Annotated in this window: 20 protein-coding genes and 1 pseudogene; 11 read left to right on the top strand and 10 right to left on the bottom strand. The window is 70.6% G+C overall.

Annotated elements, in window-relative coordinates; translation table 11 throughout:
• Positions 1-28: 28 nt before the first annotated feature.
• The gene (locus ACV7NM_RS34885) at positions 29-448 is read right to left on the bottom strand and encodes a F0F1 ATP synthase subunit B family protein (protein WP_463414488.1); all 420 of its coding nucleotides are present in this window, start codon (positions 446-448) and stop codon (positions 29-31) included.
• Between ACV7NM_RS34885 and ACV7NM_RS34880 the strand changes: the two genes are divergently transcribed.
• Complete coding sequence (locus tag ACV7NM_RS34880; RefSeq protein ID WP_463414490.1) at positions 347-760, top strand: hypothetical protein; 414 nt, start codon at positions 347-349, stop codon at positions 758-760. The two genes, ACV7NM_RS34885 and ACV7NM_RS34880, sit on opposite strands and share 102 nt — an antisense overlap.
• Before the next feature lie 176 nt (positions 761-936).
• On the opposite strand, the gene ACV7NM_RS34875 is transcribed toward ACV7NM_RS34880, so the two are convergent.
• The 3 genes from ACV7NM_RS34875 to ACV7NM_RS34865 form a co-directional block, all read right to left on the bottom strand.
• A complete protein-coding gene (locus tag ACV7NM_RS34875) occupies positions 937-1,275 on the bottom strand; it encodes a MerR family transcriptional regulator (protein WP_463414420.1) in 339 nt (112 codons plus the stop codon).
• Between the two features lie 853 nt (positions 1,276-2,128).
• A complete protein-coding gene (locus tag ACV7NM_RS34870) occupies positions 2,129-2,890 on the bottom strand; it encodes a MerR family transcriptional regulator (RefSeq protein ID WP_463408529.1) in 762 nt (253 codons plus the stop codon).
• Positions 2,891-3,115: 225 nt separating this feature from the next.
• On the bottom strand, positions 3,116-3,916 hold the full coding sequence (locus tag ACV7NM_RS34865) for an SDR family NAD(P)-dependent oxidoreductase (RefSeq protein ID WP_463414419.1): 801 nt from the start codon (positions 3,914-3,916) through the stop codon (positions 3,116-3,118).
• A gap of 87 nt (positions 3,917-4,003) precedes the next feature.
• On the opposite strand from ACV7NM_RS34865, the gene ACV7NM_RS34860 reads away from it, so the two are divergent.
• Positions 4,004-4,918, top strand: a complete 915-nt coding sequence (locus tag ACV7NM_RS34860; protein WP_463414418.1) for a helix-turn-helix transcriptional regulator — start codon at positions 4,004-4,006, stop codon at positions 4,916-4,918.
• A gap of 68 nt (positions 4,919-4,986) precedes the next feature.
• On the opposite strand, the pseudogene ACV7NM_RS34855 reads toward ACV7NM_RS34860, so the two are convergent.
• Positions 4,987-5,373 (bottom strand): annotated as a pseudogene (locus ACV7NM_RS34855) (cupin domain-containing protein).
• A gap of 147 nt (positions 5,374-5,520) precedes the next feature.
• On the opposite strand from ACV7NM_RS34855, the gene ACV7NM_RS34850 reads away from it, so the two are divergent.
• From ACV7NM_RS34850 to ACV7NM_RS34840, 3 genes are all read left to right on the top strand, one after another.
• Positions 5,521-6,021: a LysR substrate-binding domain-containing protein gene (locus tag ACV7NM_RS34850; RefSeq protein WP_463414487.1), complete on the top strand. Its 501-nt coding sequence runs from the start codon at positions 5,521-5,523 to the stop codon at positions 6,019-6,021.
• Between the two features lie 303 nt (positions 6,022-6,324).
• Positions 6,325-7,311 carry an aldo/keto reductase gene (locus tag ACV7NM_RS34845; RefSeq protein WP_463414417.1) on the top strand — a complete coding sequence of 329 codons (987 nt, stop codon included), beginning with the start codon at positions 6,325-6,327 and terminating at the stop codon, positions 7,309-7,311.
• Positions 7,312-7,621: 310 nt separating this feature from the next.
• Entirely contained in the window at positions 7,622-7,831 is a 210-nt protein-coding gene (locus ACV7NM_RS34840) for a hypothetical protein (RefSeq protein WP_463414416.1), read from the top strand.
• A 239-nt stretch (positions 7,832-8,070) separates the two neighbouring features.
• Here ACV7NM_RS34840 and ACV7NM_RS34835 read toward each other — a convergent pair whose 3' ends face one another.
• Positions 8,071-8,850, bottom strand: a complete 780-nt coding sequence (locus ACV7NM_RS34835) for an NAD(P)H-dependent oxidoreductase (RefSeq protein WP_463414415.1) — start codon at positions 8,848-8,850, stop codon at positions 8,071-8,073.
• Positions 8,851-9,002: 152 nt separating this feature from the next.
• On the opposite strand from ACV7NM_RS34835, the gene ACV7NM_RS34830 reads away from it, so the two are divergent.
• From ACV7NM_RS34830 to ACV7NM_RS34815, 4 genes are all read left to right on the top strand, one after another.
• Complete coding sequence (locus ACV7NM_RS34830; protein WP_463414414.1) at positions 9,003-9,851, top strand: helix-turn-helix transcriptional regulator; 849 nt, start codon at positions 9,003-9,005, stop codon at positions 9,849-9,851.
• A 301-nt stretch (positions 9,852-10,152) separates the two neighbouring features.
• Positions 10,153-10,914: a thioesterase II family protein gene (locus ACV7NM_RS34825; protein ID WP_463414413.1), complete on the top strand. Its 762-nt coding sequence runs from the start codon at positions 10,153-10,155 to the stop codon at positions 10,912-10,914.
• 50 nt (positions 10,915-10,964) lie between these two features.
• On the top strand, positions 10,965-12,482 hold the full coding sequence (locus ACV7NM_RS34820; protein ID WP_463414412.1) for an FAD-dependent monooxygenase: 1,518 nt from the start codon (positions 10,965-10,967) through the stop codon (positions 12,480-12,482).
• Between the two features lie 124 nt (positions 12,483-12,606).
• On the top strand, positions 12,607-14,061 hold the full coding sequence (locus ACV7NM_RS34815; RefSeq protein ID WP_463414411.1) for a cytochrome P450: 1,455 nt from the start codon (positions 12,607-12,609) through the stop codon (positions 14,059-14,061).
• 94 nt (positions 14,062-14,155) lie between these two features.
• On the opposite strand, the gene ACV7NM_RS34810 is transcribed toward ACV7NM_RS34815, so the two are convergent.
• Positions 14,156-14,887, bottom strand: a complete 732-nt coding sequence (locus ACV7NM_RS34810; RefSeq protein WP_463414410.1) for a GbsR/MarR family transcriptional regulator — start codon at positions 14,885-14,887, stop codon at positions 14,156-14,158.
• 266 nt (positions 14,888-15,153) lie between these two features.
• On the opposite strand from ACV7NM_RS34810, the gene ACV7NM_RS34805 reads away from it, so the two are divergent.
• Positions 15,154-15,816: a DUF4097 family beta strand repeat-containing protein gene (locus ACV7NM_RS34805; protein WP_463414486.1), complete on the top strand. Its 663-nt coding sequence runs from the start codon at positions 15,154-15,156 to the stop codon at positions 15,814-15,816.
• 124 nt (positions 15,817-15,940) lie between these two features.
• Here the strand turns inward: ACV7NM_RS34805 and ACV7NM_RS34800 are convergent, their stop codons facing one another.
• On the bottom strand, positions 15,941-17,143 hold the full coding sequence (locus ACV7NM_RS34800; RefSeq protein ID WP_463414409.1) for a cytochrome P450: 1,203 nt from the start codon (positions 17,141-17,143) through the stop codon (positions 15,941-15,943).
• A gap of 319 nt (positions 17,144-17,462) precedes the next feature.
• Here ACV7NM_RS34800 and ACV7NM_RS34795 point away from each other — a divergent pair, with 319 nt between their 5' ends.
• The gene (locus ACV7NM_RS34795; protein WP_463414408.1) at positions 17,463-18,218 is read left to right on the top strand and encodes a thioesterase II family protein; all 756 of its coding nucleotides are present in this window, start codon (positions 17,463-17,465) and stop codon (positions 18,216-18,218) included.
• Between the two features lie 91 nt (positions 18,219-18,309).
• On the opposite strand, the gene ACV7NM_RS34790 is transcribed toward ACV7NM_RS34795, so the two are convergent.
• Positions 18,310-21,531, bottom strand: a complete 3,222-nt coding sequence (locus ACV7NM_RS34790; protein WP_463414407.1) for a non-ribosomal peptide synthetase — start codon at positions 21,529-21,531, stop codon at positions 18,310-18,312.
• Between the two features lie 186 nt (positions 21,532-21,717).
• Entirely contained in the window at positions 21,718-24,834 is a 3,117-nt protein-coding gene (locus ACV7NM_RS34785) for a type I polyketide synthase (protein ID WP_463414485.1), read from the bottom strand.
• Positions 24,835-24,837 lie beyond the last annotated feature (3 nt).

The following is a 24,837-nucleotide window of genomic DNA, read 5'->3' as shown; positions in this document are numbered from 1 at the left end:
GCCCTGGTGCGCAGGAGTTGCCTCAAGCTCAGCTCTTGGCGTTGGCCTCCGCGTCGGAGAAGAACTCGTCGGCGACGGCACGGGCACGATCGAGGTCGATGATCGGCTCACCGATGATGCGTCCGGCCAGCTCGGTGGCCAGCCCGAAAACGTCCTCCCTGAGCTCGGCCTCGGCGATCACGCGGTCGGCCTCCAGCTGCACGGTGGCCGCGGCGACCATTCCCTCGCGCGCCTTCTGCCCCTCCGCTCGGACAGCGGCGAGGAGGGTGACACCCTCCTCGTGTGCGGCCTGGCGGATCTGCGCGGCCTCGTGACGGGCGGCGCTCAACTCTGCCTGATACTCGGCATGAACACGCTGCGCCTCCAGCTGGACTGCCTCAGCCCGCTCGAGCGTGCCCGCAGTGGCCTCTTCACGCGCTGCGAGGGTCTTCCCGATCCTGGGAAGCAGAACCTTGGCAAAGGTGGCGAAGACCACGCAAAAGCAGATGAGGCCAACTATGAGCTCAATGAGATTCGGTTTCAGGGGTCCCATGATCCGATCATAGCGGTGCGCCGCTGGCCCACCCTTCGAACAACGGTGACCAAATGGCTTGAAGTCGACTGCAACATAGTGAATCTGAATGATCATCAGCGACGACCGACGAGTCGGCTGCTGCTGGTCAGCCCGGGACTGGCCAGCGTCCTGGCCACGATCATCACGCGCCTGCGCAACACCAACGGCGGCACGACTTCGATGAACCAGCCGATTCGACACCCCTGAACGGGCCTTCGGCCCGATACAGTCCCCACTCTTCCCACGGCGTCCCCTCGCTCACCGAGACGAAGTGATCTCCCACGGCACAATCCAGATCTCCTGGACGCCATGGGGCGCGGTGCGGAAGGGCCGCCCCGGAAGCTCGGGGTGGCCGGGGTGGTGTGCAGCCGATCCGAACGCCTTCAGGCTGCGGCCGGTGGGGTCGAGGACCCGGTGGTACGCCGGTATTCGGCGTTGATGCGTTGGGCTTCTTCGAGCTGGTCTTCGAGGATGACGATGCGGCAGGCGGCTTCGATGGGGGTGCCCTGGTCTACGAGTTCGCGGGCTCGGGCGGCGATGCGGAGCTGGTAGCGGGAGTAGCGGCGGTGGCCGCCCGGGGAGCGCAAGGGGGTGATGAGACGGTGTTCGCCGATGGCGCGGAGGAAGCCCTGGGTGGTGCCGAGCATGTCGGCGGCCCGGCCCATGGTGTAGGCGGGGTAGTCGTCGTCATCGAGACGGCCGAACGTGTCGTCTGCTGTCATCGAACCTCTCTGTCGGTTGAACGCGCCGGAGTCGCACACGCTGAGGGGCCCGGGTGCCGTACCGGCACCCGGGCCCCGAAGGAACTACTCACACCATCTGCCGGCCCTCATACTGCGCCGGCCCTCTGTTTCCGCACGGCCGGCCTGAACGCTGCCGGGGATGCGGGGATCGCGGATGCGTGACCGGAGACCACCTCACTATCGATGTCCTGCGGTACCCGAACTCAATGCTTCCGTCCGGGCGATCCTGATGGCGCCTGGCTCCTCCGTTCTTTCCCTCTGAATCAATCACTTACCAAACGGGAACTGCGTACTGCTCTTACTGCTGCACTGCGAACTGCTTGTACTGCTGGTGTTGCGTACTGCCGGTGGCCTCACACAGCGCCACCTCCTCGGCAGCCAGCCCCGTCGCCCATCCTGCGTCCGCTCTGGCTTAGAACCCCACTGCCGAACCTCCCGGTGCGCGCGCCCGCAGCCCGACGCCTTCACCGAGGTACCACTCACATACTTCACTGCTGGTACTGCTCATGGCGCCCCCTGATCACCGCGGGCCACCCGGTCCGGTCGTCAGTCCCGTCGCCGTCATACGACTGCTCTGGCTTCGACACTCCACCACCGCACCGTCCTGCGAACTGCAACTGCCTGTACTGCGGTACCGCTGCCCGGCAGTTCATCTCTGCCGGGCCCTTCTGATCTCGGCTACGAGAGAAACCATAACCACCGAGGCATCCAATGTCTACTCCGGCTGGCACAGATTTCTGCCTGTTCGAAAGTGAGGTAGACGCACTCGAACACCACAGGGGCAGGCGGTGACCGGAGCGAGGCCGCGGGCCCGGTGCGGGAAGCCCGCATATCAGCTCAGGCGGGTGTCGGCGTAGGCGACCATCGCGTCGCGCTGGTAGGCGGCCAGGCCCTCGGCGATCTTGTCGAAGTTCTCGCGGAACTGCGGGTCCTCGACGTACGTCCGACCCAGCCCCTTGTACGCGGTCGCGTTCGGAGTCCAGAACCGGCACACGCCCCGGTAGTGGGCGTCGATCTCCGCCTGCACCGCGGGATCGGCCACCGGCGTGCCGGCCGCCATGAACTCCGCGACGCGGATCATCTGCGCCGTCACCTCACGCTGCCACTGCTCCATCTCCTCGGCGGACAGCGTCTCGATGACCTGCCGGGACTGCTCCCACGCCTGCGGCCACCGCTCGCGCGCCTCCTGCGACTGGCGTGTGCCGTCGAACCCCTCGAACAGGTTCTCCGGCCTGTTGATCTTCGTCATCTCGTCCTTGCCTCTCGCTTCCTCGAGCTCGGCGATGGTGCGGCCGACGGTGCGGGCCAGCGTGTCCAGGCGATCCCGTTCGGCCACGAGCCGAAGGTGGTGCGCCCGTAGGGCCTCCACCTGGTCGACCTGCTCGGCCAGTACCGCCCCGATCTCCACCAACCCCAGGCCCAGCTCCCGCATCACGAGGATCTGCTGCAATCGCAGCAACTCGTCTTCCCCGTAATAGCGGTAGCCGTTGCTCCCCACCCATGCCGGAGGCAACAGGCCCACCTCGTCGTAATGACGCAGCGTCCGCGACGTCACACCCGACATCCGGGCCACCTCCGCGATCGACCAGGCCATCACCGACTCCCATCCCGACCGGACCCTCCGGCCACACACGACCGTAGAAGTTGCCGCAACGGCAAAGTCAACCTCCCCAAACCCGCCTCGGCAGTGTCGATGACCTGACGGATCGGGGGTGGCCGGCGGTGCCGGGACGGGGGCCGGTGACGAGGAGCCGCAGCGCTGCCGCTCCTGCCGAACCTCGCGGACCGGCTTCTCCGCCGTTTTCAGGGCAGCCGACTCTCAGGCGCGCATTCCGCCGTCGACCCGGAGGACCGTACCGGTGACGTAGGAGGAGCGGTCGCTGAGGAGCCAGGCGGCGGCCTGGGCGATCTCGTCCGGGTCGGCGGCGCGGCGCAGCGGGGTCTGGGCGTTGAGTTGGTCGATGGTGCCGGGTGACCTCTCGTCCCACTCGTACAGCATCTCGGTGAGCGTGGTGCCGGGCGCGATGGCGTTGACGCGGATGCCCTCCGGTCCGTACGTGACGGCTGCCGAAGCGGTGAGGCTGTTGACCGCCCGCTTCGCCGCGCCGTACGCGGGGAGCTGGGGATTGCCCATGAGGCTTCCGACGCTGGAGGTGTTGACGATGGCCCCGCGCTTCGCGGTGGCGCGGATGGCCGCGACCTCGGCGTTCATGGCCAGCCACGGGCCCTTGAGGTTGACGGCGCAGACGTGGTCGAAATCGGCTTCCGACAGCTGGTCCATCGGGCCGGGCGGCTGGCCGGTCGCGCCGTTGTTGAAGGCCACGTCGAGCCGGCCGTAGAGCTCGACGGTCCGGTCGACGGCGGCGCGGACGCCTGCCGGGTCGGCCAGGTCGCAGACCACGTAGTCCGCGGTGCCGCCGGCGCTCCGGATGTCCTCGGTCACCGCCTTGAGCTGGGACTCGGTGCGTGCGGCGAGGAGCACACGGGCACCCTCCCGGGCGAACAGCCGCGCCGCCGCGGCGCCGATGCCGCGACCGGCACCGGTGATGAAGGCGACCTTGTCCGTGAGCAGGCCCGAGGTCGTGGTGGAGGCGGTCGGTGCGGTCGGTGTGTCGTTCATGCCGACGATCCTGCGCCCGGTCGGCGTGCTCAGCCAGGCCCCGGCAGTACCTGGCTGGGTACCCCGGCGCCCGGGCACACTGGGGAGGTGGATCAACGAGTACGACGAGACCTCGGTGGCTTCCTGCGCAGCAGGCGCGAGCGCATCCTCCCCGCCGACGTGGGACTGCCCGCCGGGGTGCGCCGCCGCACCCCGGGACTGCGCCGTGACGAGGTGGCGCAATTGGCGTACATCTCGACCGAGTACTACACGCGGCTGGAGCAGGCCCGCGCCCCGCGCCCCTCTCGTGAGGTGCTGGCCCAGCTCGCCCGCGCGCTGCGTCTGTCGGACGCCGAACGCGACCACCTCCACCACCTCGCAGGCGCTCCGCCCGGACCGCGGCCGGGGCCGTCGCGGGAAGTGCGACAGAGCATCGTCGATCTGTTGCGACGGCTACCGGAGACCGCGGCGATCGTGATGTCAGCGACGTACGAGGTCATCGCCTGGAACGACCTGGCCGCCGCCCTGATGGAGGACTTCTCCGCCCTGTCGCGTCGGGACCGGAACCTCATCCGACGCGCCTTCCTCGGCCCGCACCGGCACGGTCGACGGCTGTACGGCGTCTCGGACGCCGACGAGTTCGCGCGGACGTCGGCCCAGCACCTGCGGGCGGCCGCGGCCCGCTACCCGAACGACCCGGAGGTGACCGGTCTGGTCGAGGAACTCCGCTCGGGAAGCAAGGAGTTCAGCCGCTTGTGGGACACGCACGACGTGACCGTCCGTCCCACTCTCTGCAAGACCTTCGAGCACCCTCTCGCCGGCCCTGTGAGTGTGAACTGCGACGTCCTGGACATCGCCGACCGGGACCAGCAACTCGTCATCTACACCGCCGCCCCCGGTTCGCGGTCGGCGGAGGCGCTGCGTCTGCTGTCCGTCGTCGGCACTCAGCGCATGGGCGCGTCCGACGACTGGAGCAGGTCAGAGCCTGATCCACTCTCCGAGGGGCGGACACCTCGCGTGTAGGCGCGTAGGGAGGGCGGGCGCCGCCGCGCGGTCGAAAGCGGTGGACCGGGTCGTTTCGTCCCTCGGCTTCAGGCGAGGTCCGCGACGGGTTCGGTTGCGGGGCTGGTTGCGGGATCGGCCGCGGGCTCGGTGGCGTAGCGGTACATCGCGTCGATGTCGGCCTCACGTGTCAGCGGCCGGCCGCCTGCCGAGCGCCGCCTGGAGGTCCCGGAAGTACTGCACGTACAGGTCGGGGGTGAACGTGCTGAGCATGACGGCGGGCCTGTCGGAACCATCACGAGCGTGCCGGTGGTGGCGTCGTGGTCCTCGTCCCCGACGGTGAACCGGACGGCGCCGGAAAGGACGTAGAAGTGGCCATGACGGTGCTGCGGCGGTCCCTGGGTGTGCGGGGCGAGGACGGACTCGGCGAGCGCGAGGCGGTACCCGGTGTGGCTGCCGTCCTCCAGAACGCGCATGCGCGTGGGGCCCAGAACGATCGTCTCGCCGTCGCCGGGACCCACCACCGATACGGCGTCGCGGCCATCGCCGTCGGCATCCTCGGTGACGGCACCGACCCGGGAGTGTCCAGGCTGGCCGGCGCCTACCGCCGAAGCCATCCCGGCATGGACATCCGCGTCCGCGACACCGACCTGGCCGACCCGACGTGCGGATTGCGCGCCGGGCTGGTCGACCTCGCCCTGACCCGGGCGCCGTTCGACGAGACCGCCCTGACGGTGCGTGCGCTGCGAACCGATCCGGTCGGCGTGGTGTTGCGCGCCGACGATCCGCTGGCCGAGCGCGAGCGGCTGCGGCCGGCCGAGCCGGCCGACCGCCGCTGGTTCCGGTTCCCGCGGGGCACGACCCCCTCTGGCAGTCGTACTGGCACGGCGGCAGGCCGCGCGAGGGCCCTGTGGTGCGCGGCGTCCAGGAGTGCCTTGCAGGCGGTGCTTTGGAACGGCACGGTCGGCCTGGCGCCCCTCGGACACGGCCTTCCCGCGGAACCGGCCGTGGTACCGCTGGTCGACATGGCGCCGAGCCGGGTGGTGGCAGTGTGGAACGAATGTGACACGAACCCCTTGCTCCGATCATTCGTCGAGATCGCGACAGCCGCGTACCGCCACTGAGCACCGGCCGGCAGCCGACGCCGGCCGCCGGGCGCCGGCGGACTCCTGGATCGCCGGCCGGGGCTACCGGCCCGTGGCCGCGGGAACGTACGAGGTGGGCGGGAGCGGGCACGGGCGTGGCGGCGGGCTGGGCGTCGGAGGCACGGGCTGCGGCACGGCCCCCATGGGTGGCCCGACCGGTATGGGTTGCCGGAGTCGACCAGTCGGCCGGGTCGGCCGACCGGTTGCTTGATCGTTTGACATGGAGTGCGCTCCAGGTCCTAGCGTCGTGGGCAGACGGTTTCCAGCTCGGGAGGCAGCACAATGATCGACGTACGCATCCGGCACTTGGGCGAACTCGCTGTCTCCGCGCAGGGGTTGGGCTGCATGGGGATGAGCCACGGCTACGGGGACTCGGACGACGCGCAGTCGATCGAGACCCTCAACCGTGCCCTCGACCTCGGGGTGACGCTCCTGGACACCGCCGACTTCTACGGCGCCGGGCACAACGAGGAACTGGTCGGGCGGGCCATCGCCGGGCGGCGTGACGAGGCGGTCGTCGCGACGAAGTTCGGCTTCGCCAACCGCCTGGGCGAGCCCACCCTGATCCGCGGCGACGCCGCCTACGTGCGCCAGGCGTGCGAGGCCTCGCTGCGCCGGCTCGGGGTCGACCACATCGACCTCTACTACCAGCACCGGGTCGACCCGCAGGTGCCGATCGAGGAGACCGTCGGCGCCATGGCCGAGCTGGTACAGGCCGGCAAGGTCCGCCACCTCGGGCTGTCGGAGGCCGGTGCGGAAACCATCCGCCGGGCGCACGCCGTGCACCCGATCACGGCGCTGCAGAGCGAGTGGTCACTCTGGACCCGCGACCTGGAGGCGGAGGCCGCCCCGGTCTGCCGCGAGCTCGGCATCGGCCTCGTCCCGTTCTCCCCGCTCGGACGGGGCTTCCTGACCGGACGTTACAACTCGGTCGAGGGGCTGGCGGAGAACGACGTTCGGCGCACGCAGCCGCGGTTCGCCGAGGGCAACCTCGACCGGAACCTGGCGATCGTCGCCAAGCTGGAGGAACTGGCCGCCGCCAAGGGCATCACCGCCGGGCAGCTCGCACTGGCCTGGGTGCAGCACCGGGGCGAGGACGTCGTGCCGATCCCCGGCACCCGGCGCCGGCAGTACCTGGAGGAAAACCTCGCGGCCCTGTCCATCGCGCTGACGCCGGAGGACCTCGCAGCCATCGAGGCCGCGGCTCCGCGCGAACAGATCGCGGGCGCCCGCTACGACGCGACGAGCTTGACCTTCGTCGACCACTGACGGAGTTCCTGGTACGCCCGTTCGGGCGTGGGTCGGGCCTTGTGGGCTCGTAAGTGGTATCCGGCAACTCGGCGGTGCCCCGCGGGGTGGGTGCCCTGGAGCACGGGGTCGGTGCGCTGGAGCAGCGTCAGGCACGGACTGGCCGATGGCAGCACGGGGGGCTGTTCCGTCGTCAGCGGGTGACGCTGCCCCGGCACCCGTCCTTGACGAGCCGGAGGGGCCGGAGCGGCGGCACCCCGGCGATACCGGGGCGGGCAAGGCCGGCCCCCGGCCGCAGTAACCGGTGGCCCGGCCGCGCGTTGGGTCCTGCGTGACCCTCGACGACCTCTACACCGACATCGTGGCCGAAGAACTCGACGCCGACGTCGCCCCCCAGCGGCTGGCGATCCTCACCCAGCGTGAGGCCGAACTCGCACTCGCCCTTCTCGCCGCCGTCGTCAAGGGCGACACCGGCGAAGAAGTACGCACCACCGCTCGGGCCCTGAGCACCCGCCTCGGCATGCGCCTGCCCGCCACCTGACCGTGCCGGTGCCCCAAGCCCGGCGCCCGGCCGCGGTGATGCCTCTCACCGCGCGCTCACCGGGACGCACCCGCTCCCCCGGGCTGCCTCCGGGCTCCGCGCTGATTCGGTGCGGACGACGTCGCTCGCGGTAGGAGGCGAAGAGTGCGCCTGGCTTCGCGGCTGCGGGACCGGATCGTCTTGTCCGCCGTCCGCCGTCCGCCGTCCGCCGTCCGCCGTCCGCGGTCCGCCGCCCGCTGTCAGCCGTGTACGTGCAGTCCGAACCCCGTGCGGCCCGCGGGCTCCAGTCCCCCCTTCAGGTGCAGGGAGGGGATCTCGTAGTCACCGAAGTTCTGCCGGCGGAACGCGATCGGCTCGGTCGACTCCAAGGTGAGCAGGCGCTGCTCCCACGCCTTGGCCACGTCCGCGTACTCCTCGTCGGTCATCCGGTCGGCGCCGTGGAGCACGAACGGCGGCAGCACCTCGATGCCCGGGTAGTAGAGGATGCCGTGGTGGATCGGGAACAGCAGATCCTCGATGGGTCCGTTGATACCGCGAGCGGAGTAGTGCGACTCCGGGCCGCCGGTGGTCACCGAGAGCAGGGCCCTGCGGCCCGCGAGGGTGCCTTCGCCGAAGCGCTCGCCGTACTTGGTGTCGCTGTGCTCGCCGACGCCGTAAGCGAAGCGGTACGTGAACACCCTGTCCACCCAACCCTTGAGGATCGCCGGCATGGTGTACCACCACAGCGGGAACTGGAAGATGATCGTGTCGGCCCACAGCAGCTTCTCCTGCTCGGCGCGCACGTCCGGGGTGAGTGTCCCGGCGTCGAAGGCCCGGCCCGAGTCCAGGGCGACCTTCAACGGAGTCGAGGCGTGGGGACCGTAGTCCGCGGCGTCCACCACCGCCCTCCAGTTCATCGCGTACAGATCGCTCACCCGCACCTCGTGCCCGGCGGATTCCAACGTGGACACCGCGAGGTCCTTCAGCGAGCTGTTGAGCGACTTCGGCTCCGGGTGGGCGTGGACGATCAGCGTCTTCACGGGAAACTCCTTGGGATCGGATGCCTTCGATCCTGGGCGCCGGGGCGGCCCGTGTTCAGGGGCGCTTCTTCCGTCGGACCGGACTTCCTGGTATCGGCAGTACCACCTTCGCGAACACCGTCGCGAGCACCGCCGAGGCCATACTGGGAGGCATGGACGATCTTGCGAGCTTCCTGCGCACCCGGCGTTCCCGGGTCGACCCGGCAGCCGTCGGTATCCCGGCCGACAGCCGCCGCCGGGTCGCGGGGCTGCGCCGCGAGGAGGTCGCGCACCTGTCCGGGGTCAGCGTCGACTACTACGTGCGGCTGGAGCAGGGCCGCGCGACCCAGCCTTCCGAGCAGGTCCTCGACGCGCTCGCCCGCGTCCTCGCCCTCGACGAGACCGAACGCGGGCACCTGGACCGGCTCGCCCGGCAGCGCCGCCGTCGGGCGAAGGAGCCGAGCGGGCGTGCCCGGCCGGAACTGCTGCGCGTCCTCGACCTGATCGCCGACGCACCCGCGCTGATCATGGACCACCGCTTGGACGTGCTCGCCGTGAACCGCCTCGCCGGGCTGCTCTTCGACCGCCCCGTGCCCGGCCTGAACACGGCCCGGCACATCTTCCTGGAGGAAGCCGACGGCGGCCTCTACGCGGACTGGGAGACATGCACCACCGACGTGGTCGGGCACCTGCGCCTGGCGGCCGGAAAGTACCCCGAGGACCCCCGCCTGGCCTCGCTCATCGGCGAGCTGGCGATGGGCAGCGAGCGCTTCCGTCGCCTCTGGGCCCGCGCGGACGTGCGCGCCCGGACGCACGGGCGCAGGGCTTACCGGCACCCGCTGGTGGGACTGCTGGAGCTGCACCAGGAGAACTTCGCGCTGCCGGATGAGTCGGGCATGGAGCTGATAGTGCTGTCCGCGCCTGCCGCAAGCCCCGCCGAGGACGGGCTGCGCCTGCTCGCGGGCCTGGGCGCGAACGGCGGCGACGCGCATCCCACGGCGACCGCTCGGGTGCGCGAGTAACGACTGAGGGCTGTCCCGCGAGGGCCGACCACGGAGCCTGCCGCTGGAGGGCGCGCGTCGCAGCCCGGGGAGGTGGAGACGGTCAGGCGCGGCATCTCGATCGTCTTCCCGATCGCGCTCATCGGCGTCGACCTGACCCCGGGCGTCTGCCCGTGGTGGTACGCGGGGACGCGGACGCTCCGGGCGCCGGCTCTCCACCGCCCTGCGAGCACCTGTCGAGGATGTGACGTGATGCTCGGGCGTGAGCGGCGACGCGGACCGGGACGAGCCCTCGTTCCCGAGACGAAGGGACACACCAACGGTGGACAGTACGTGGTTCCGGCGCTTCACCACGGCCCCGGGGTACGGGCCGCGGCTCGTGTGCTTCCCTCATGCGGGGGGCTCGGCGACGGCGTACACGCAGCTGGCGCGTACCCTGCCCGCGGACTTCGACGTGGTCGCCGTTCAGTACCCGGGGCGCCAGGACCGGTACCGCGAAGCGCCGTTCACCTCCCTGACCCCGCTCGCCGAGGCGGTGGCCGAGGAACTGGCCCGGGAACTGGCCGCGGACTGCGGACGGCCGTACGCCCTGTTCGGCCACAGCATGGGCGCGCTGGTCGCGTTCGAGACGGCACGGCTGCTCGCTCAAATCGAACTGCCCGGCCCCCAGCGGCTTTTCCTCTCCGGCCGGGGCGGCCCCGGCATCCGGTCCGACATCCGCTACGACCTGTTCGACGACGGCGAGGTGCTGGCCGACGTGCGCGAGCTGGGCGGCACCGACCAGAGCATGCTCGACGACCCCGACATCCTGGAGATGGTCCTGCCGGCGCTGCGAGCCGACTACCGGGCATTCGGCACCTACCGCTGGCACGGGGGAGAGCCGCTCGCCGCTCCGGTCACCGTCCTGGTCGGTGACCGCGACCCGATGGTGACGGTCCCGGAGGCTCGCACCTGGCGGGAGCACACCACCGGGGCCTTCGATCTGAAGGTCTTCCCCGGCGGCCACTTCTACCTCGCCGACCACATCGGCCAGGTCGCCGCGACCGTCACCGAGGGGCTGCCGGCCGGTACCGCCGCTCCCTGACCGGGGTGATCCAACGAAGTCAGAGGCACGATGGGACGAGGGGAAACGACGTGGGGAACACCGGTATCGACGCGGACGTGGTCATCGCGGGCGCCGGGCCGACGGGCTTGATGCTCGCCTGCGAGCTACGGCTGTCGGGCGTCGACGTGGTGGTGCTGGAGCGGCTCGCGGAGCGGACCGGCGAGTCGCGGGCCGGCGGAATGCACTCCCGCACCCTGGAGGTGTTGGACCAGCGCGGAATCCTGGATCGCTTCCTGGCGGTCGGTCAACCGCAGGCGGTGGGCCATTTCTCCGGCCTTTACCTGGAATTCGACGAGTCCGAGTCCCGGCACGCCTACCCGCTGATGATCCTGCAGTCCGACATCGAGCGGCTGCTGGAGGAACGGGCCGCGGAACTCGGCGTGCGGGTGCGCAGGTCGTCCGAGGTGAGCGGAATCCGGCAGGACGAGGCCGGCGTGACGGTCGAGCTGCGGACCGGGGAGGGGGCAGCCGCGACGCTGCGTGCCCGTTACCTCGTGGGCTGCGACGGCGGACGCAGCACGGTGCGCAAGCTGGCAGGCATCGGCTTCCCCGGCACCGAGGCGACGATGACCGCGCTGATCGGTGACGTCGAACTCCCCGATCTGCCCGAGGACTACGTCTGGGTGCGGCGTTGTGCGGGGGGCGACTACTCGGCGATCGCCTTCGAGCCGGGCTGGTACCGGGTGATCACCTCCGACTACGACCGTGTCGTGGACCGCGACGAACCCACGACGTTCGAGCAGCTCCGGGAGTCGTTGGTGCGGCTCGCGGGCACCGACTTCGGCATGCACAGCCCGCGGTGGGTCTCCCGGTTCAACGACGCCGCGCGGCAGGCCGACCGGTACCGGGAGGGCCGGGTGCTGCTCGCGGGCGACGCCGCGCACATCCACTTCCCGGCCGGCGGCCAGGGGCTGAACATGGGGGTGCAGGACGCGGTCAACCTCGGCTGGAAGCTGGCCTCGGTGGTGCGCGGGCAGGCCCCGGAGAGCCTGCTGGACAGCTACCACGCCGAGCGTCATCCCGTCGGGGAGCGCGTTTTGCACAACACCCGGGCCCAGTCGGCCCTGGCCCGCCCCGGCGCCCAGACGGACGCCCTGCGTGAGGTGTTCGGCGAGCTTCTCGTGTTCGACGACGTCAACCGGCATCTGTGCGGCAAGCTCACCGCCCTGGACATCCGGTATCCCGTCGACGGCGACCATCCGCTGGCGGGCCGCCGGGTCCCCGACGCCGACCTCAAGACGGCTGACGGCGCCACCCGCGTCCACGAGCTGCTGCACGCCGGCCGCCCCGTCCTGCTCAGTCTGCGCGGCAGCGCCGAGGTGGCGGCGGTCGCGCAAGCCTGGGCCGGTCGCGTCGACCTCGTCGAGGCCCGGAGCGAGGACGACCGCTGGGCCGTCCCGGCCGTCGGCGAGATCCCCGCCCCCGCCGCCCTCCTCATCCGCCCCGACGGCCATGTCGCCTGGGCGGCGGCCGCCGAAGAAGCGCCCGACACGTCCGCGCTACGGACCGCCCTCGCCACCTGGTTCGGCCCGACCCGCCGGCAATGAGGCTCCAGTCAGATTCAGGCTGTTCACCTCGGTAATGAAATACGTTCTGAATTCGCAGCATTGTCAGAGGGGGAGGTCCTCCGTTGATGTCGCCCATAAACCCGTTGCCATGGAGGGTGTACGAATGACCGAGCAGCTGATCGAGCTGATGCTGCAGCCCTCGACTCGCACGCAGGAAAGCCCCATCGGGCCGTCCCCGGCATGGCGGGAACTGCAGGAGGAAGCGCCGGTTCACCGGGTGAAACTGCCGGACGGTCACTATGCCTGGATAGTCACCGAATACCAGCTGATGCGGAAAGTGCTTGCCGATCACAAGCGGTTCAGCGCTCGGTACGAGTTGTGGCACCTTCCCTTCCCGTTCGTCGAGGAGGGGGGCACCCTGCCGCCGGCGACGGTCGGTGACCCTTCGGGGATCGACCCTCCGCACCACACGCGGATCCGCCAGGCGGTGACCGGTCTGTTCACCGTGCGGCGCATGCGGCTGCTGACCGAGCGCATCCAGAAGATGACGATCGAGCATCTGGACGCCATGGAGAAGCTGGCTCCGCCCGTGGACCTGGTGAAGGTGTTCGCGGAGGCCATTCCCTCACTGACGATCTGCGAGCTGCTCGCCGTACCGGAGGACCGTCGGGAGGAATTCCTCAAGCAGGCCCGGACCGTGATGAGCTGGGACGTCAGCCTCGAGGAGCGGGGGGCGGCCCACACGGCGGTCCACGACTACCTGCACAGCCTGGTCGTGGAGAAGCGGGCGAACCCGACGGACGACATGTTGAGCGACCTGGCCGCCACCGAGCTGACCCTCGACGAGATCGCGGGTTTCTGCGCGTTCCTGCTGGGCGCCGGAATGGACACGACGTCCAACATGATCGCGACCGGGATGCTCGTGCTGTTCGACAATCCGGAGCAGCTCGCCGCACTGCGCGACGACCTGACCCTGATCGACGACGCGGTGGAGGAGCTGCTGCGTTATCTGAGCGTGGCGGACATGACGTTCCGGACCGCGCTGGAGGACGTCGAGCTGGGCGGCCAGACCATCAAGGCGGGGGAAACGCTGGTGTTCTCCATCGCGGTGGGCAACCGGGACCCCAAGAAGTACCCCGACCCGGACCGGCTCGACCTGCGCCGGAAGCCTTCCGGTCACCTGGCCTTCTCGCACGGCGTCCACCAGTGCCTGGGGCAGCAGCTCGCCCGCGTCGAGATGCGGGTCACCATTCCCGCCCTGCTGGAGCGCTTCCCGTCGCTGCGGCTGGCCGCGCCCGCCGGGGAGATCCCCATGCGCACCCGGGAGAACATCTACGGCGTCTGGAACCTGCCGGTCGCGTGGGACCGCAGTAGCACCGAGAAGCTCGTCGTCGACCCGAGCCGCTGCGTCGGTGCCGGCATGTGCGCCCTCATCGCACCCGAGTATTTCGACCAGGGCGAGGACGGGCGAGTGAATCCGCTCCGGATGGTGGACGCCGTCGACGAATCCGTCCGCCGCGCCGCGGACTCCTGTCCTTCGGGGGCCGTGAGGGTCGTCACCGAGCCTCGGCCGGCCTCGGACCCGGAAGCCGTGGGCGGTGCCGGTTCCCGCGCATAGGCATCGCGCGGAACGCCCGCGGGCCCTGTTCGGGACGACTTCACCGCCGTCCCGAACAGGGCCCGCGCGTCCGTGGCGGCGCTTCAACGATCCCTCAAGACTTCGTCTCGGTCGTTTCGGTTCTGGTGTAGAGGACCTCGCGGCCCTGCTCGGCGGCGCGGATGAGCCCTTCGCTGACGAAGTCGAGGAAGGCGGCGGCGTTCTCCAGGCGGGTGGCGGCCGGAGTGCCGCGGCCGAGGATGCCCACGCCCTGCCGTGCGGTCTCGATGAACTGGTCGTTGGCCCGGGCACTGCGGATCATCGACTGGTACCAGAGGTCGTCGTCGACGACGTAGCGCTCGCGCCGGCGGTCGCTCTGTTCCCGGCGGACGAGGTCCAGGCTTTCGAGGAACGTGATCGCCTTGGAGATGGACGCCGGGCTGACCTTCAGGCGCTGGGCGAGTTCGGAGGCGGTGAGGCTGCCGGTGTCGGTGGTGTAGAGGCAACCCAGCACCCGGGCCATCATCTTGGGCAGGCCCGAGGTCATGAAGACGGTGGTGAGGGCCTCCTGGTAGTCGCGCACGGCCTCGGCGTCGCGCCCGTATGCCTGCGGGAGCGCCTGCGAGTCCGTGGGCGCGGCCTGCTTGCGCCGGTGGGTGCGCTGTTGGGTGGCGCGATGGGCCAGGTCGGCGCGGTAGCCGGCTGGGCCGCCGTTCCGCATCACCTCACGCGTGATCGTGGAGGTCGGACGGTCGAGGCGGCGGGCGATCTCGGCGTACGCCAGGCCGTCGCTCAGCCCCACCGCGATCTGCTGGCGCTCCTGCTGGGTGAGTCTGCCTCCCGGCATCACGACCCCCTTCAGGCCCCACGGGTGCCCCATGGTGCCGCTCGATGTTCCCCGAATGTCTCCACCCTAGCGTTCGCCATCACCGGATTGCAACGATCAACCGCCTGCTTGTTGCGTTAAACGCGAGCACATTGCAATGATTGCATCGCATCTACCTGCATAGATGGCAATCCAAAGCAAAATTGATGTTGCCGTAACTCAGAAAGCAACGTAGCGTTTCCAGTGTTCGGCACAGTGATCCGCAGAGCCTGAGGGAGAGCACGATGATGCAGAAGTTCAACACCCCCGCCCCGATCTCCGCCGTCCTGGACATTCCCGCGGGGCGTGTCCAGTTCATCGCCGCCGACCGGGCCGACACCGCGGTCGAGATCCTGCCCGCGAACGCCTCGAAGGGCCGCGACGTGAAGGCGGCGGAGCAGACGGCCGTCGAGTACGCCGACGGGGTCCTGCGAATCCGGAACGCGGCGAAGAACCAGTACCTCGGCCCCACCGGATCCATCGAGGTGACGGTCAAGCTGCCCGCCGGTTCCCGCGTCGAGGCGAGGGCGGCCAGCGCGGAACTGAGGACCGTCGGCCGCCTCGGCGACGTCGCCTTCGAGGGCGCGTACCGCCAGATCAAGCTGGACGAGGCCGCGAGCGTCCGTCTCACCGCGGTCGACGGTGACGTGGAGATTGGCCGGCTGTGCGGCTCCGCCGAGATCAGCACCGCGCGGGGCGACATCCTGATCACCGAGGCCACGGGCGGCAAGGTCGTGCTCCGCACCCAGTCGGGCGACATCTCGGTCGGCGCCGCCACGGGCGTCTCGGCAGCCCTGGACGCCGAGACCCCCCACGGCCGCATCAGCAACGCGCTCAAGAACAACGGCACGGCCGAACTCGCCATCCACGCCACCACCTCCAACGGCGACATCACCGCCCGCAGCCTCTGACCCGCGGCCCTGGGAGGCCTGAACCGTCAGGCCGGCGAGACACGCGGTGCGGTACCGCTCGCAGCGGCACCGCACCGGGCCCGCGAGGAGGCGCTCACGGGCCCGGCTGCCCGGATGGTCCGGTTCACCAGGTGACGGGCATGCTCTTGACCCCGGCCATGGAGGCGGTACCGCTCAGCACGATCTCCTCCTCCGGAACCGCGAGCCGCAGGTTCGGGAAGCGGTGGAGCAGCGCCGGAAGCGCCACCCGCAGCTCGACCCTGGCGAGCTGCTGGCCGATGCACTGGTGGATGCCGTGGCTGAAGGCGATCTGGCTGACCGAGTCGCGCCCGAGGTCCAGGGCGTCCGGATTCGAGAAGTACTTGGGATCGCGGTTGGCCTGCGCCAGGTGCAGTGTGATGGTCTCGCCCTTGCGGATGAGCGTGCCGCCCAGCTCCACGTCCTCCAGTGCCGTGCGGATGATGACTGGCACGATGGTGAGGTAGCGAAGCAGTTCCTCGACGGCGGTCTCGGTCTTGCTCGGATCGGCGCGCAGCGCGGCGAGCTGCTCGGGGTTGTTGAGCAGGGTCCAGGTGCCGAGCGAGAGCATGCTCGACGTGGTTTCCAGGCCGGCACCGAGCAGCATGACCCCGATGTTGGCCAGTTCCTGGTCGGTGAGATCGCTCTTGGTGAGGCCGCTGAGCATGTCGTCGGTGGGGTTGGCGCGCTTGTTCAGGACGAGCCGGCCGACGTAAGCCTGGAGGTCGGTGACCGCCTTCGCCCAGTCCTCGGCCGAGATGGTTTCGCCGGGCCTGCTGGCGGTGATCACGATCGCCTCACGCAGGAACTCTTCCTGGTCCTCGAGGGGGACGCCGAGCATTTCGCAGATCATCGCGGTGGGCACGGGCAGTGAGAACGCCTGCACCAGGTCGGTCGGGGGGCCGACCCGCTCCATCTCGTCGAGCTGGGCGGCGGTGACCTGTTCGATCCGCTCGGTGAGCTTGCGTATGCGGCGCACGGTGAACTCACCGGCCAGCAGCCGCCGGTAGCGGTTGTGTTCCGGCGCGTCCATCCCCGTGAAGTCACCGGGCTCGGCGGGCGGATAGGGGCCGACCGTGCCGGTCTCGTAGGGCAGGTGCAGCAGGTCGTAGCGGATGCTGAACCGCGGATCGGCGAGTACCGCACGCGTGAGGTCACGGCTGGTGGTGAGCCAGCCGATGTGCCCGTCGGGATAGGCGAGCCTGCTCAGTGCGGGACGTTCGCGAAGCTCGGCAGGAGGGTCAAACGGACAGCCACCGGGCCGTTCGACCGGCAGGGTGGCGATGTCCGAGCGTTCCGTGGTGTCCATGGCGCCACACTGGCCGAGGTGACGGGCCATCACAATGCCTTGCCGTCCGGGACGGCACCCCGGGGCGCGTTCAGGGGAGGGGCCTTGACAGACTCCCTCCTACGGGCTTCTGTCCTGGCCACAGGACAAGGCCCACTCCGGTACGACCTGGACGGGGTCCGGTGGCCCCGGTTATCGGGACGCACCCGGGCAAGACGGGAGTATCGGTGCGTCCGGTGCACGGGGGTTCGGGATCGGGCGGCCACAACACTCCAGCCGGACGCGAGCAGGCTGAGCGAGCCTGATCACACGTCATCCAGCGGAAGGACGGCACGCTCCCATGACCACGGCCACCGTGAACCCCGACGCTCTGTGGATCCGCCGGTACCAGCGCGCGGATCCCGGCCCGGAGCAGCTCGTCTGCCTTCCGCATGCCGGCGGCAGCGCGGCCTCCTTCCTCCCGGTGGCCCGCGATCTGGACGGCCGGTGCGAGGTGCTGGCGATCCAGTACCCCGGACGGCACGAGCGGCTCAGGGAACCCCTGCTGGACTCGGTCGACGAGCTGGCCGACGAGCTGTTCCCCGTGCTGCTGCGCCAGACCCGCGGACCCATCGCCCTGTTCGGTCACAGCCTGGGCGCGACCGTCGCCTTCGAACTGGCCCGCCGCTTCGAGGCTTCGGGAACGGTACCCACGGCGCTCTTCGTCTCGGCCCGTCCCGCGCCCTCCCGGCAGCCGGCCAGTGCGGTGCACCTCGGCACGGACGCCGAACTGATCGCCCGGATGCGCTCACTGGGCGGCACGGACGAAGAGATCCTCGAGGAGGAGGACCTGCTGCGTCTGGCTCTGCCCATCCTGCGCAACGACTACAAGGCAGCCGAGACCTACCGGTACCGCGCCGGCCGGCCCCTGAGCTGCCCCGTGCACGCGCTCATCGGTCGCGACGACCCGGTGGTCACCGAGAACGACGCGCGCGCCTGGGCCGGCCACACCACAGGGCCCTTCGCTCTGCACACCTACAGCGGCGGACACTTCTACCTCGTCGACCACCACGAGGAGATTTTGGGGACCATCACCGGGCAACTCCTCCCGGCCTGACCCGCGCCCTCCCCCAGGCTCGACCTCCACACGCCGCCAGGGCGGGAACCGGCTCGATTCCCGGTTCCCGCCCTGGCGGCGTCCTGTCCGCTCAGAGGACCGCGCCCTCCCTCGTCCTCCTGCGCAGAGTCGGCCTGCTCGAGCGGGCGAGGTCCGCCCACATGTCCGACAAACCGCTGATGGTGCGCGCCGCGAACAACGTGCGGATGGACACCTCGAGGTTCAGCTCCGCACGGACCAGGCCGACCAGCCTGATCGCCCGCAGCGAGTTGCCACCGAGGTCGAAGAAGTCCTGGTCGATGCCCACCCGGTCGAGCTCGAGCACGTCGGCGAACGCGGCGGCCAGCACCCGCTCGGTGTGGTTGCGCGGCGCCCGGTACTGCCCGTCGTCGAACTCGGGATCCGGCAGCGACGCCCGGTCCACTCTTCCGTTGACCGTTACCGGCAGGCGCTCCAGCACCACGAACACAGACGGCACCATGAGTTCGGGCAGCCGCCCCGCGGCGAACCGGCGCAGCTCGTCGCCCGAGACGGCCCCGCCACCCGCCGGGACCACATAGGCCACCAGCCGCTGCTGCCCGGACCCGTCCTCCCTGACCGCCACCACGCACTGTGCCAGACCGGTGTGCTCGCAGAGCACGTCCTCGATCTCGGCCGGCTCGACCCGGACACCGCGGACATCCACCTGGCCGTCGGCCCGGCCCACGAATTCGAGCCGGCCCTCGACGCCCCACCGCACCCGGTCCCCGGTGCGGTACATGCGTCCACCCGCCGGACCGAACGGGCAGGGCACGAACCGCTCGGCGGTCTGCCCGGGCCGCCCGCGATATCCGCGCGCAAGGCCGGGCCCGGCCACGTACAGCTCTCCGGTCACTCCCACCGGGACCGGTGCCAGCCCCGGTCCCAACACGTAGAGGGCGGTGCCGTCCGCCGGCCGGCCGGCCGTGCCCGCGTCGGGCACCGGTTCGTTCGCGGCCAGGCGGTGGCATGCGGCGAGCGAGGTCGTCTCCGTCGGACCGTGACCGGTGACGATCGTCAACCCGGGGCAGGCCTCCCGGATACGGCGCAGCGCGGCCACAGGCACCCGGTCACCACCGGTCCACACCTCGCGCAACCCGGCGAGGGACTCGGGGCATCGCGCCGCGATCGCCGAGAAGAGGCCCACGGGCAGCCACACCGTGGAGATGTCGTGCGCCCCGAGCGTCGATTCCAGCGTGTCGATGTCGAGTTCCCCCGCAGGGGCCACGACCACCCGCCCGCCGTTCAGCAGGGCCACCCACACGTCGAGGGCGAGCGCGTCGGAGGTGTGCGGCGCGTGCCACAGCACGCTGCCGCGGCCCCCTTCCTGCCAGTGGTGGTCCGTGACGAGCCGCACCACGTTCCGGTTCGTGACAGCGACCGCGGTGGTCGCGCCGGCCGGTGTGGAGTCGTACGTCACGGCCAGCAGACCGTCCTGGTGCGTCGGGGCCGGCCCCTGAGGGACATCGCCGCCGCCGTCGGCGGTCGTCGACCGGAGGTCGTCGAAGACCATCGCCGGCACATCCAGGTCGGCCCCGAGCGCGTCGGCCGTGGCCGCGTCGGTGAGCAGTGCGCCCGCCGAAGAGGCGCTGACCTGCGCTCTGATCCGCTCCGCCGGGAACGTCGGGTCGACCGGCAGGTAGGCTCCGCCCGCCTTCACCACTCCCAGCAGGGCGACGGCCAGGTCCACCGAGCGGGGCATCGCCACCGCCACGACCGTCTCGGGTCCGACGTGCCGGCGTCGCAGCGCCCCGGCCAGGCGGCTCGACCGCTCGTCCAGCTCCCGGTACGAGAGCGCCGATTCGCCGGACACCAGCGCGACGGCATCGGGATCCCGCTCCACCTGTCGGGCGAACAGCTGCGCGACCGTCGCCTCCGGCGCGGGTGCTTCCGTGTCGTTGGGCGCCGTCAGCACCCGGTCCCGCTCGGCGCCGCTCAGCACGTCCAGCGCGCCGACCGGCTGCCCGCCGTCGGCCACCACGGCGCGGACGCAGGCGATCAGCTCCTCGCCGATGAAGCGCAGCTCCGCGCGGTCGTACAGGCTCATGGGAGCGTCGAGCCGGATGTAGAGGTCGCTGTCGGGGCTCCCGTCGGTGTAGACGCCGATCGACAGTTCCTCGAAGGTGCCGGTCGTCGCGCCGGAGTAGCGGGCCGGGCTGTCGGCGAAGTGGAGCTGCTCGGCGAACTCGACGACGTTGATGACGGCGCCGTAACTGCCGCGGCCGCTCATGACGGTTCCGCTCGCGCGCTGGATGTCCGAGTAGTGGCAGGCGGTGTGATCGAAGATCTCGTACGTCTCGTCGACGATCGCGTCGGTGATCTCGGCGAAGGTCGCACCGAGCGGAACCTTCACCCGCACCGGCACCACGTTCACCGCGAGGCCGGGCGTCCGGCTCGCCACCCCCACCCGGTTGCCCACGGCCAGCGAGAGGAGGAATTCCGGGCGGTCGCAGCGGTGGCGCAGGAACACCGCCGTGGCGGCGGTCAGCATCTGCGACATCCACACGCCCGTGGACTGCGCGGTCCGGGTCCACAGGTCCGCCTCGGCGCGCGGGACGGTGAGCGTGCGGCTCACCATGCCGATGGTCTCGGCCACCTCCGACCAGCGGTCGGCGTTGTTCATCGGTTCGTCGAGCGCGGACCGTGTCGAGTCGGACAGGGCGACGCGCGGTACCCGTGCGGGCGCGGGCGCATCCGTGAGGTAGTCGCGCCAGAACTCGGTGTCCTCGGTGAACTTCCGGGAGGCGAGGTACTCCGTCGCCTCGGTGGCGAACGACTCGGCGTCCCACGGGTGCGGCAGCCGCGGTACCCGTTCCCCGCGCGCCATCGCCGTGTAGACCTCGGCGAAGCGCTTCGAGAGCAGGCCGCCCGCGCCGAACCCGTCCGATATGAGGTGGTGGTAGGCGATCACCAGGAGGGAGCGGGTCTTCGCGAGCCTGACCACACCGAGCCGGAACAGCGGATCCCGCGCAAGGTCGAACGGCTGCCGCACCAGGCCGGCCAGGGCGTCGCGCGCCGCCTGCTCGGGATCGGCCTCGGCGCTGAGGTCCAGGAAGAACGGCCGCCAGTCCCCCAGTTCGCGGGGTACCAGGCGCAGCCCGTCGCCGTCGTCGACGAAGTTGACGCGCAGCACCTCCGCCTCGCCCATGACGTGCAGGAACACCGATTCCATGACGGCCGCGTCCAGCTCACCGTCCACGTCCCACATGGTCAGCGCATGGTTCGGAGTGTCAGGAGCCATTTGCTGCGCCCGCCACATCCCTTCATGCGCAGACGACGCACCGAACGTACGCACACAGATCAACCCCTCAGCAAACAGGCCCGATAACGCGGATTACGCAGATCACCCCCACGTTCAGGGCAGTGAGTCAGCCATTCAAGACAACTTGGTGCCCGGCGGGGCAGGCCGCTGTCGGGCTTGCGTGTGTCCCGCCGGCGGGACGTCCGCACGGTGCGGAAGGGCACCGGGAACACGGTGGGGTCACTGCGGGACGCCCTTGGCCAGCAAGGACGCGATGTGCTCCCCGAGCAGTCTCGGTGTCGGGTGGCGCAGCACCGCGTTCGCCCTCAGCTTGAGTCCGGTCGACGCGGTCAGGCGTCTGCTCAACTCCGCCGACAGCATCGAATCGAAACCGACCTTCACGAACTCGCCGTCGGCGTCGATGGAGTCGGCCGAGGCGTGGCCGAGCACCACGGCGGCCCTGTCGATGACGTGGTCGAGGACGAGTGCCCGCGCGTCGTCCTCGGGGAGGGCGGAGAGGCGGTCCGACAGAGGGACGAGGTGGTCATCGTCTGCCGGCGGCTCCGTCGGGGACACCTCCGCCGCCGCTGTGTGCGACGAGCTCAGCCAGTAGCGCTGCCGCTGGAACGCGTACGTCGGAAGGTCCACCCGCCGACGCGTCCCGAAGAGGGCGTCCCAGTCCACGGACCCGCCCCGGACGTGGAGCACGGCCAGCGAGCCGAGCACGGCCGCCACCTCGTCCGGGCCCCGCCGCGACGACGACAGGACCAGCGCGTCGTCCAGGTCCTCGACGATCTCCTGCACCGGGATGGTCAGCACCGGGTGCGGGCTCATCTCGACGAACACCCGGAAACCGTCCTCGGCCAGGCGCCGGACGGACGATTCGAAGCGGACCTTCTCGCGCAGGTTGTCGTACCAGTAGTCGGCGTTCAGCCCCGCGGTGTCGATGATTTCGCCGTACAGGGTCGAATAGAAGGGCAGCGCCGACGTTTTCGGGTGCACGTCGGACAGCGGGCCGATCACCTGGTCGCGCACCCGGGTCACGTGGTGGGAATGGGAGGCGTATTCGACCGATATCCGCCGGGCCTGGACACCGTCGGCCTTCATCTTGTCGACGAACTCGTCGAGTGCGTCCGGTTCCCCGGACACCACCACGGAGCTGGGTCCGTTGACCACGGCGACGCTCACCCGGTCGCTCCACGGAGCCAGTCGCTCTTCCACGACCTCCGCGGACTCGGCCACCGACGCCATCCCGCCGTGACCGATCAGATCCACCAGAGCCTTGCTGCGCAGCGCCACGATCTTGGTGGCGTCCCGCAGGGACAGCGCGCCGCACACGTACGCGGCGGCTATCTCGCCCTGGCTGTGGCCCACCACCGCGGCCGGTTCCACGCCCCAGGACCGCCACAGTGCGGCCAGGGACACCATCACCGAGAAGAGCGCCGGCTGTACGACGTCCACCCGGTCCAGGGTCGGCGCCCCCGGTACGCCGCGCACCACGTCGAGCAGCGACCAGTCGACCCACTCGGCCAGCGCGGCCGCACACGCGTCGAGGTTCCGCGCGAAGACCGGGAAGGCGTCGTACAGCTCCCTGCCCATGCCGACCCACTGCGAGCCCTGGCCCGGGAACATGAAGACGACGCCACCCAGGTTCCCGGCCGTGCCGCGGACCACCCCGGCGGACTCCGCACCGGCGCCGAGCGCCGTCAGGCCGCGCACCAGTTCGTCCCGGTCGCGACCCAGGACCACCGCACGGTGCTCGAACCGCGACCGGCTCGACACCAACGACCAGCCGGCATCGGCGATGTCCGGGCTCGCACCGGCGGCGGCGAAGTGACCCAGTCCGGCCGCCTGCCGCTCCAGGGCCTTCGCGCTCTTGGCCGACACCACCCACGGCACCAGGCCGCCGACGACGCCCGCGTCCGGGCCGCGACCCTGCTCCCGCTCCTGCGGTGGGGCCTCTTCCAGGATCACGTGCGCGTTGGTGCCGCTGACCCCGAACGACGACACCCCCGCCCGCCGGGGTCCGTCCGGGCGGGTCCACTCCCGGCCCTCCACCAGCAGTTCGACACCGCCCGAGGACCAGTCCACGTGCCGCGAGGGCGTATCCACGTGCAGGGTCTTGGGGAGGTAGCCGTGCCGCATGGCCATCACGGCCTTGATGAACCCGCCGACTCCGGCGGCGGCCTGGGCGTGACCCATGTTCGACTTCAGGGATCCCAGCCAGAGCGGTCTGCCCTCGGCCCGGTCCTGCCCGTAGGTCGCCAGCAGAGCGCCGGCCTCGATGGGATCACCCAGGGTGGTTCCGGTGCCGTGGGCCTCGACGAGGTCCACCTCGCGGGCCGCGACCCCCGCGTTCGCCAGCGCCCGCCGGATCACCTGCTCCTGGGCGCGGCCGTTGGGTGCGGTCAGCCCGTTGCTGGCCCCGTCCTGGTTCACCGCGGAACCGCGGACGACGGCGAGCACCGGGTGGCCGTTGCGGCGGGCGTCGGAGAGCCGCTCCAGCAGCAGCACACCCACCCCCTCGGCCCAGCCGGTCCCGTCGGCCTGGTCCGCGAACGCCTTGCAGCGACCGTCGGCCGACAAGGCGCCCTGCCGGGCGAACTCCACGAACGGCGCGGGCGTCGACATCACCAGTGCCCCACCCGCCAGCGCGAGCGAACACTCACCCGCCCGCAGCGACTGCACCGCCATGTGCAGGGCCACCAGCGACGACGAGCACGCCGTGTCCACGGACACCGCCGGCCCGGTCAGCCCCAGCTCGTACGCCACCCGGCCGCTCGCGACGCTCAGCGAGCTGCCGTACAGCAGGTAGCCCTCCAGTTCCTTCTGGCCGGCCTCCAGGAAACGCCACCCGTACTCGGACGAGCTGACCCCCGAGAAGACGCCGACGTCGGCTCCGCGCACCTCGGCGGGGACGATGCCGGCCCGCTCGAAGGCCTCCCACGACGTCTCCAGGAGCAGACGGTGGTGGGGATCGACGGCCAGCGCCTCACGCGGGCTGATACCGAAGAACTCCGCGTCGAAGCCCGCCACATCGCTGAGGAAGCCCCCCTGACGCGTGTACGAGGTGCCCACGGCGTCGCGATCCGGGTCGTACACGTCCCGCCATCCACGGTCCTTGGGGAAATCGGTCACGACGTCCAGACCGCCGCGGACCACGTCCCACAGGTCCTCGGGCGACGACACGCCTCCCGGGTAGCGGCACGCCATGGCCACCACGGCGATCGGCTCACCACGGCCGGCTTTCAGGGCGTCGTTCTCCCGCCGGAGGCGGTCACGCTCCTCCAGCAGGGTGCGAAGCGCCCGCTGGATCCGGTCCGCGCCGTCCGCCGTGCGATCGGCGGAGTCGGTCATGTC

The sequence above is a fragment of the Streptomyces sp. Tek67B01 genome, assembly GCF_055231995.1.
Note: the sequence above shows the minus strand (reverse complement) of the source record. Positions and strands in the feature narration are given on the sequence as shown.

Excerpts from the sequence above, each read along its gene's own strand:
- ACV7NM_RS34805 (WP_463414486.1), top strand. The coding sequence starts at position 15,154 with ATGCAGAAGTTCAACACCCCCGCCCCGATCTCCGCCGTCCTGGACATT.
- ACV7NM_RS34865 (WP_463414419.1), bottom strand. The coding sequence starts at position 3,916 with ATGAACGACACACCGACCGCACCGACCGCCTCCACCACGACCTCGGGC.
- ACV7NM_RS34815 (WP_463414411.1), top strand. The coding sequence starts at position 12,607 with ATGACCGAGCAGCTGATCGAGCTGATGCTGCAGCCCTCGACTCGCACG.
- ACV7NM_RS34880 (WP_463414490.1), top strand. The coding sequence starts at position 347 with ATGAACACGCTGCGCCTCCAGCTGGACTGCCTCAGCCCGCTCGAGCGT.
- ACV7NM_RS34795 (WP_463414408.1), top strand. The coding sequence starts at position 17,463 with ATGACCACGGCCACCGTGAACCCCGACGCTCTGTGGATCCGCCGGTAC.
- ACV7NM_RS34800 (WP_463414409.1), bottom strand. The coding sequence starts at position 17,143 with ATGGACACCACGGAACGCTCGGACATCGCCACCCTGCCGGTCGAACGG.
- ACV7NM_RS34810 (WP_463414410.1), bottom strand. The coding sequence starts at position 14,887 with ATGCCGGGAGGCAGACTCACCCAGCAGGAGCGCCAGCAGATCGCGGTG.
- ACV7NM_RS34870 (WP_463408529.1), bottom strand. The coding sequence starts at position 2,890 with ATGGCCTGGTCGATCGCGGAGGTGGCCCGGATGTCGGGTGTGACGTCG.
- ACV7NM_RS34875 (WP_463414420.1), bottom strand. The coding sequence starts at position 1,275 with ATGACAGCAGACGACACGTTCGGCCGTCTCGATGACGACGACTACCCC.
- ACV7NM_RS34850 (WP_463414487.1), top strand. The coding sequence starts at position 5,521 with ATGGACATCCGCGTCCGCGACACCGACCTGGCCGACCCGACGTGCGGA.
- ACV7NM_RS34830 (WP_463414414.1), top strand. The coding sequence starts at position 9,003 with ATGGACGATCTTGCGAGCTTCCTGCGCACCCGGCGTTCCCGGGTCGAC.
- ACV7NM_RS34845 (WP_463414417.1), top strand. The coding sequence starts at position 6,325 with ATGATCGACGTACGCATCCGGCACTTGGGCGAACTCGCTGTCTCCGCG.
- ACV7NM_RS34785 (WP_463414485.1), bottom strand. The coding sequence starts at position 24,834 with ATGACCGACTCCGCCGATCGCACGGCGGACGGCGCGGACCGGATCCAG.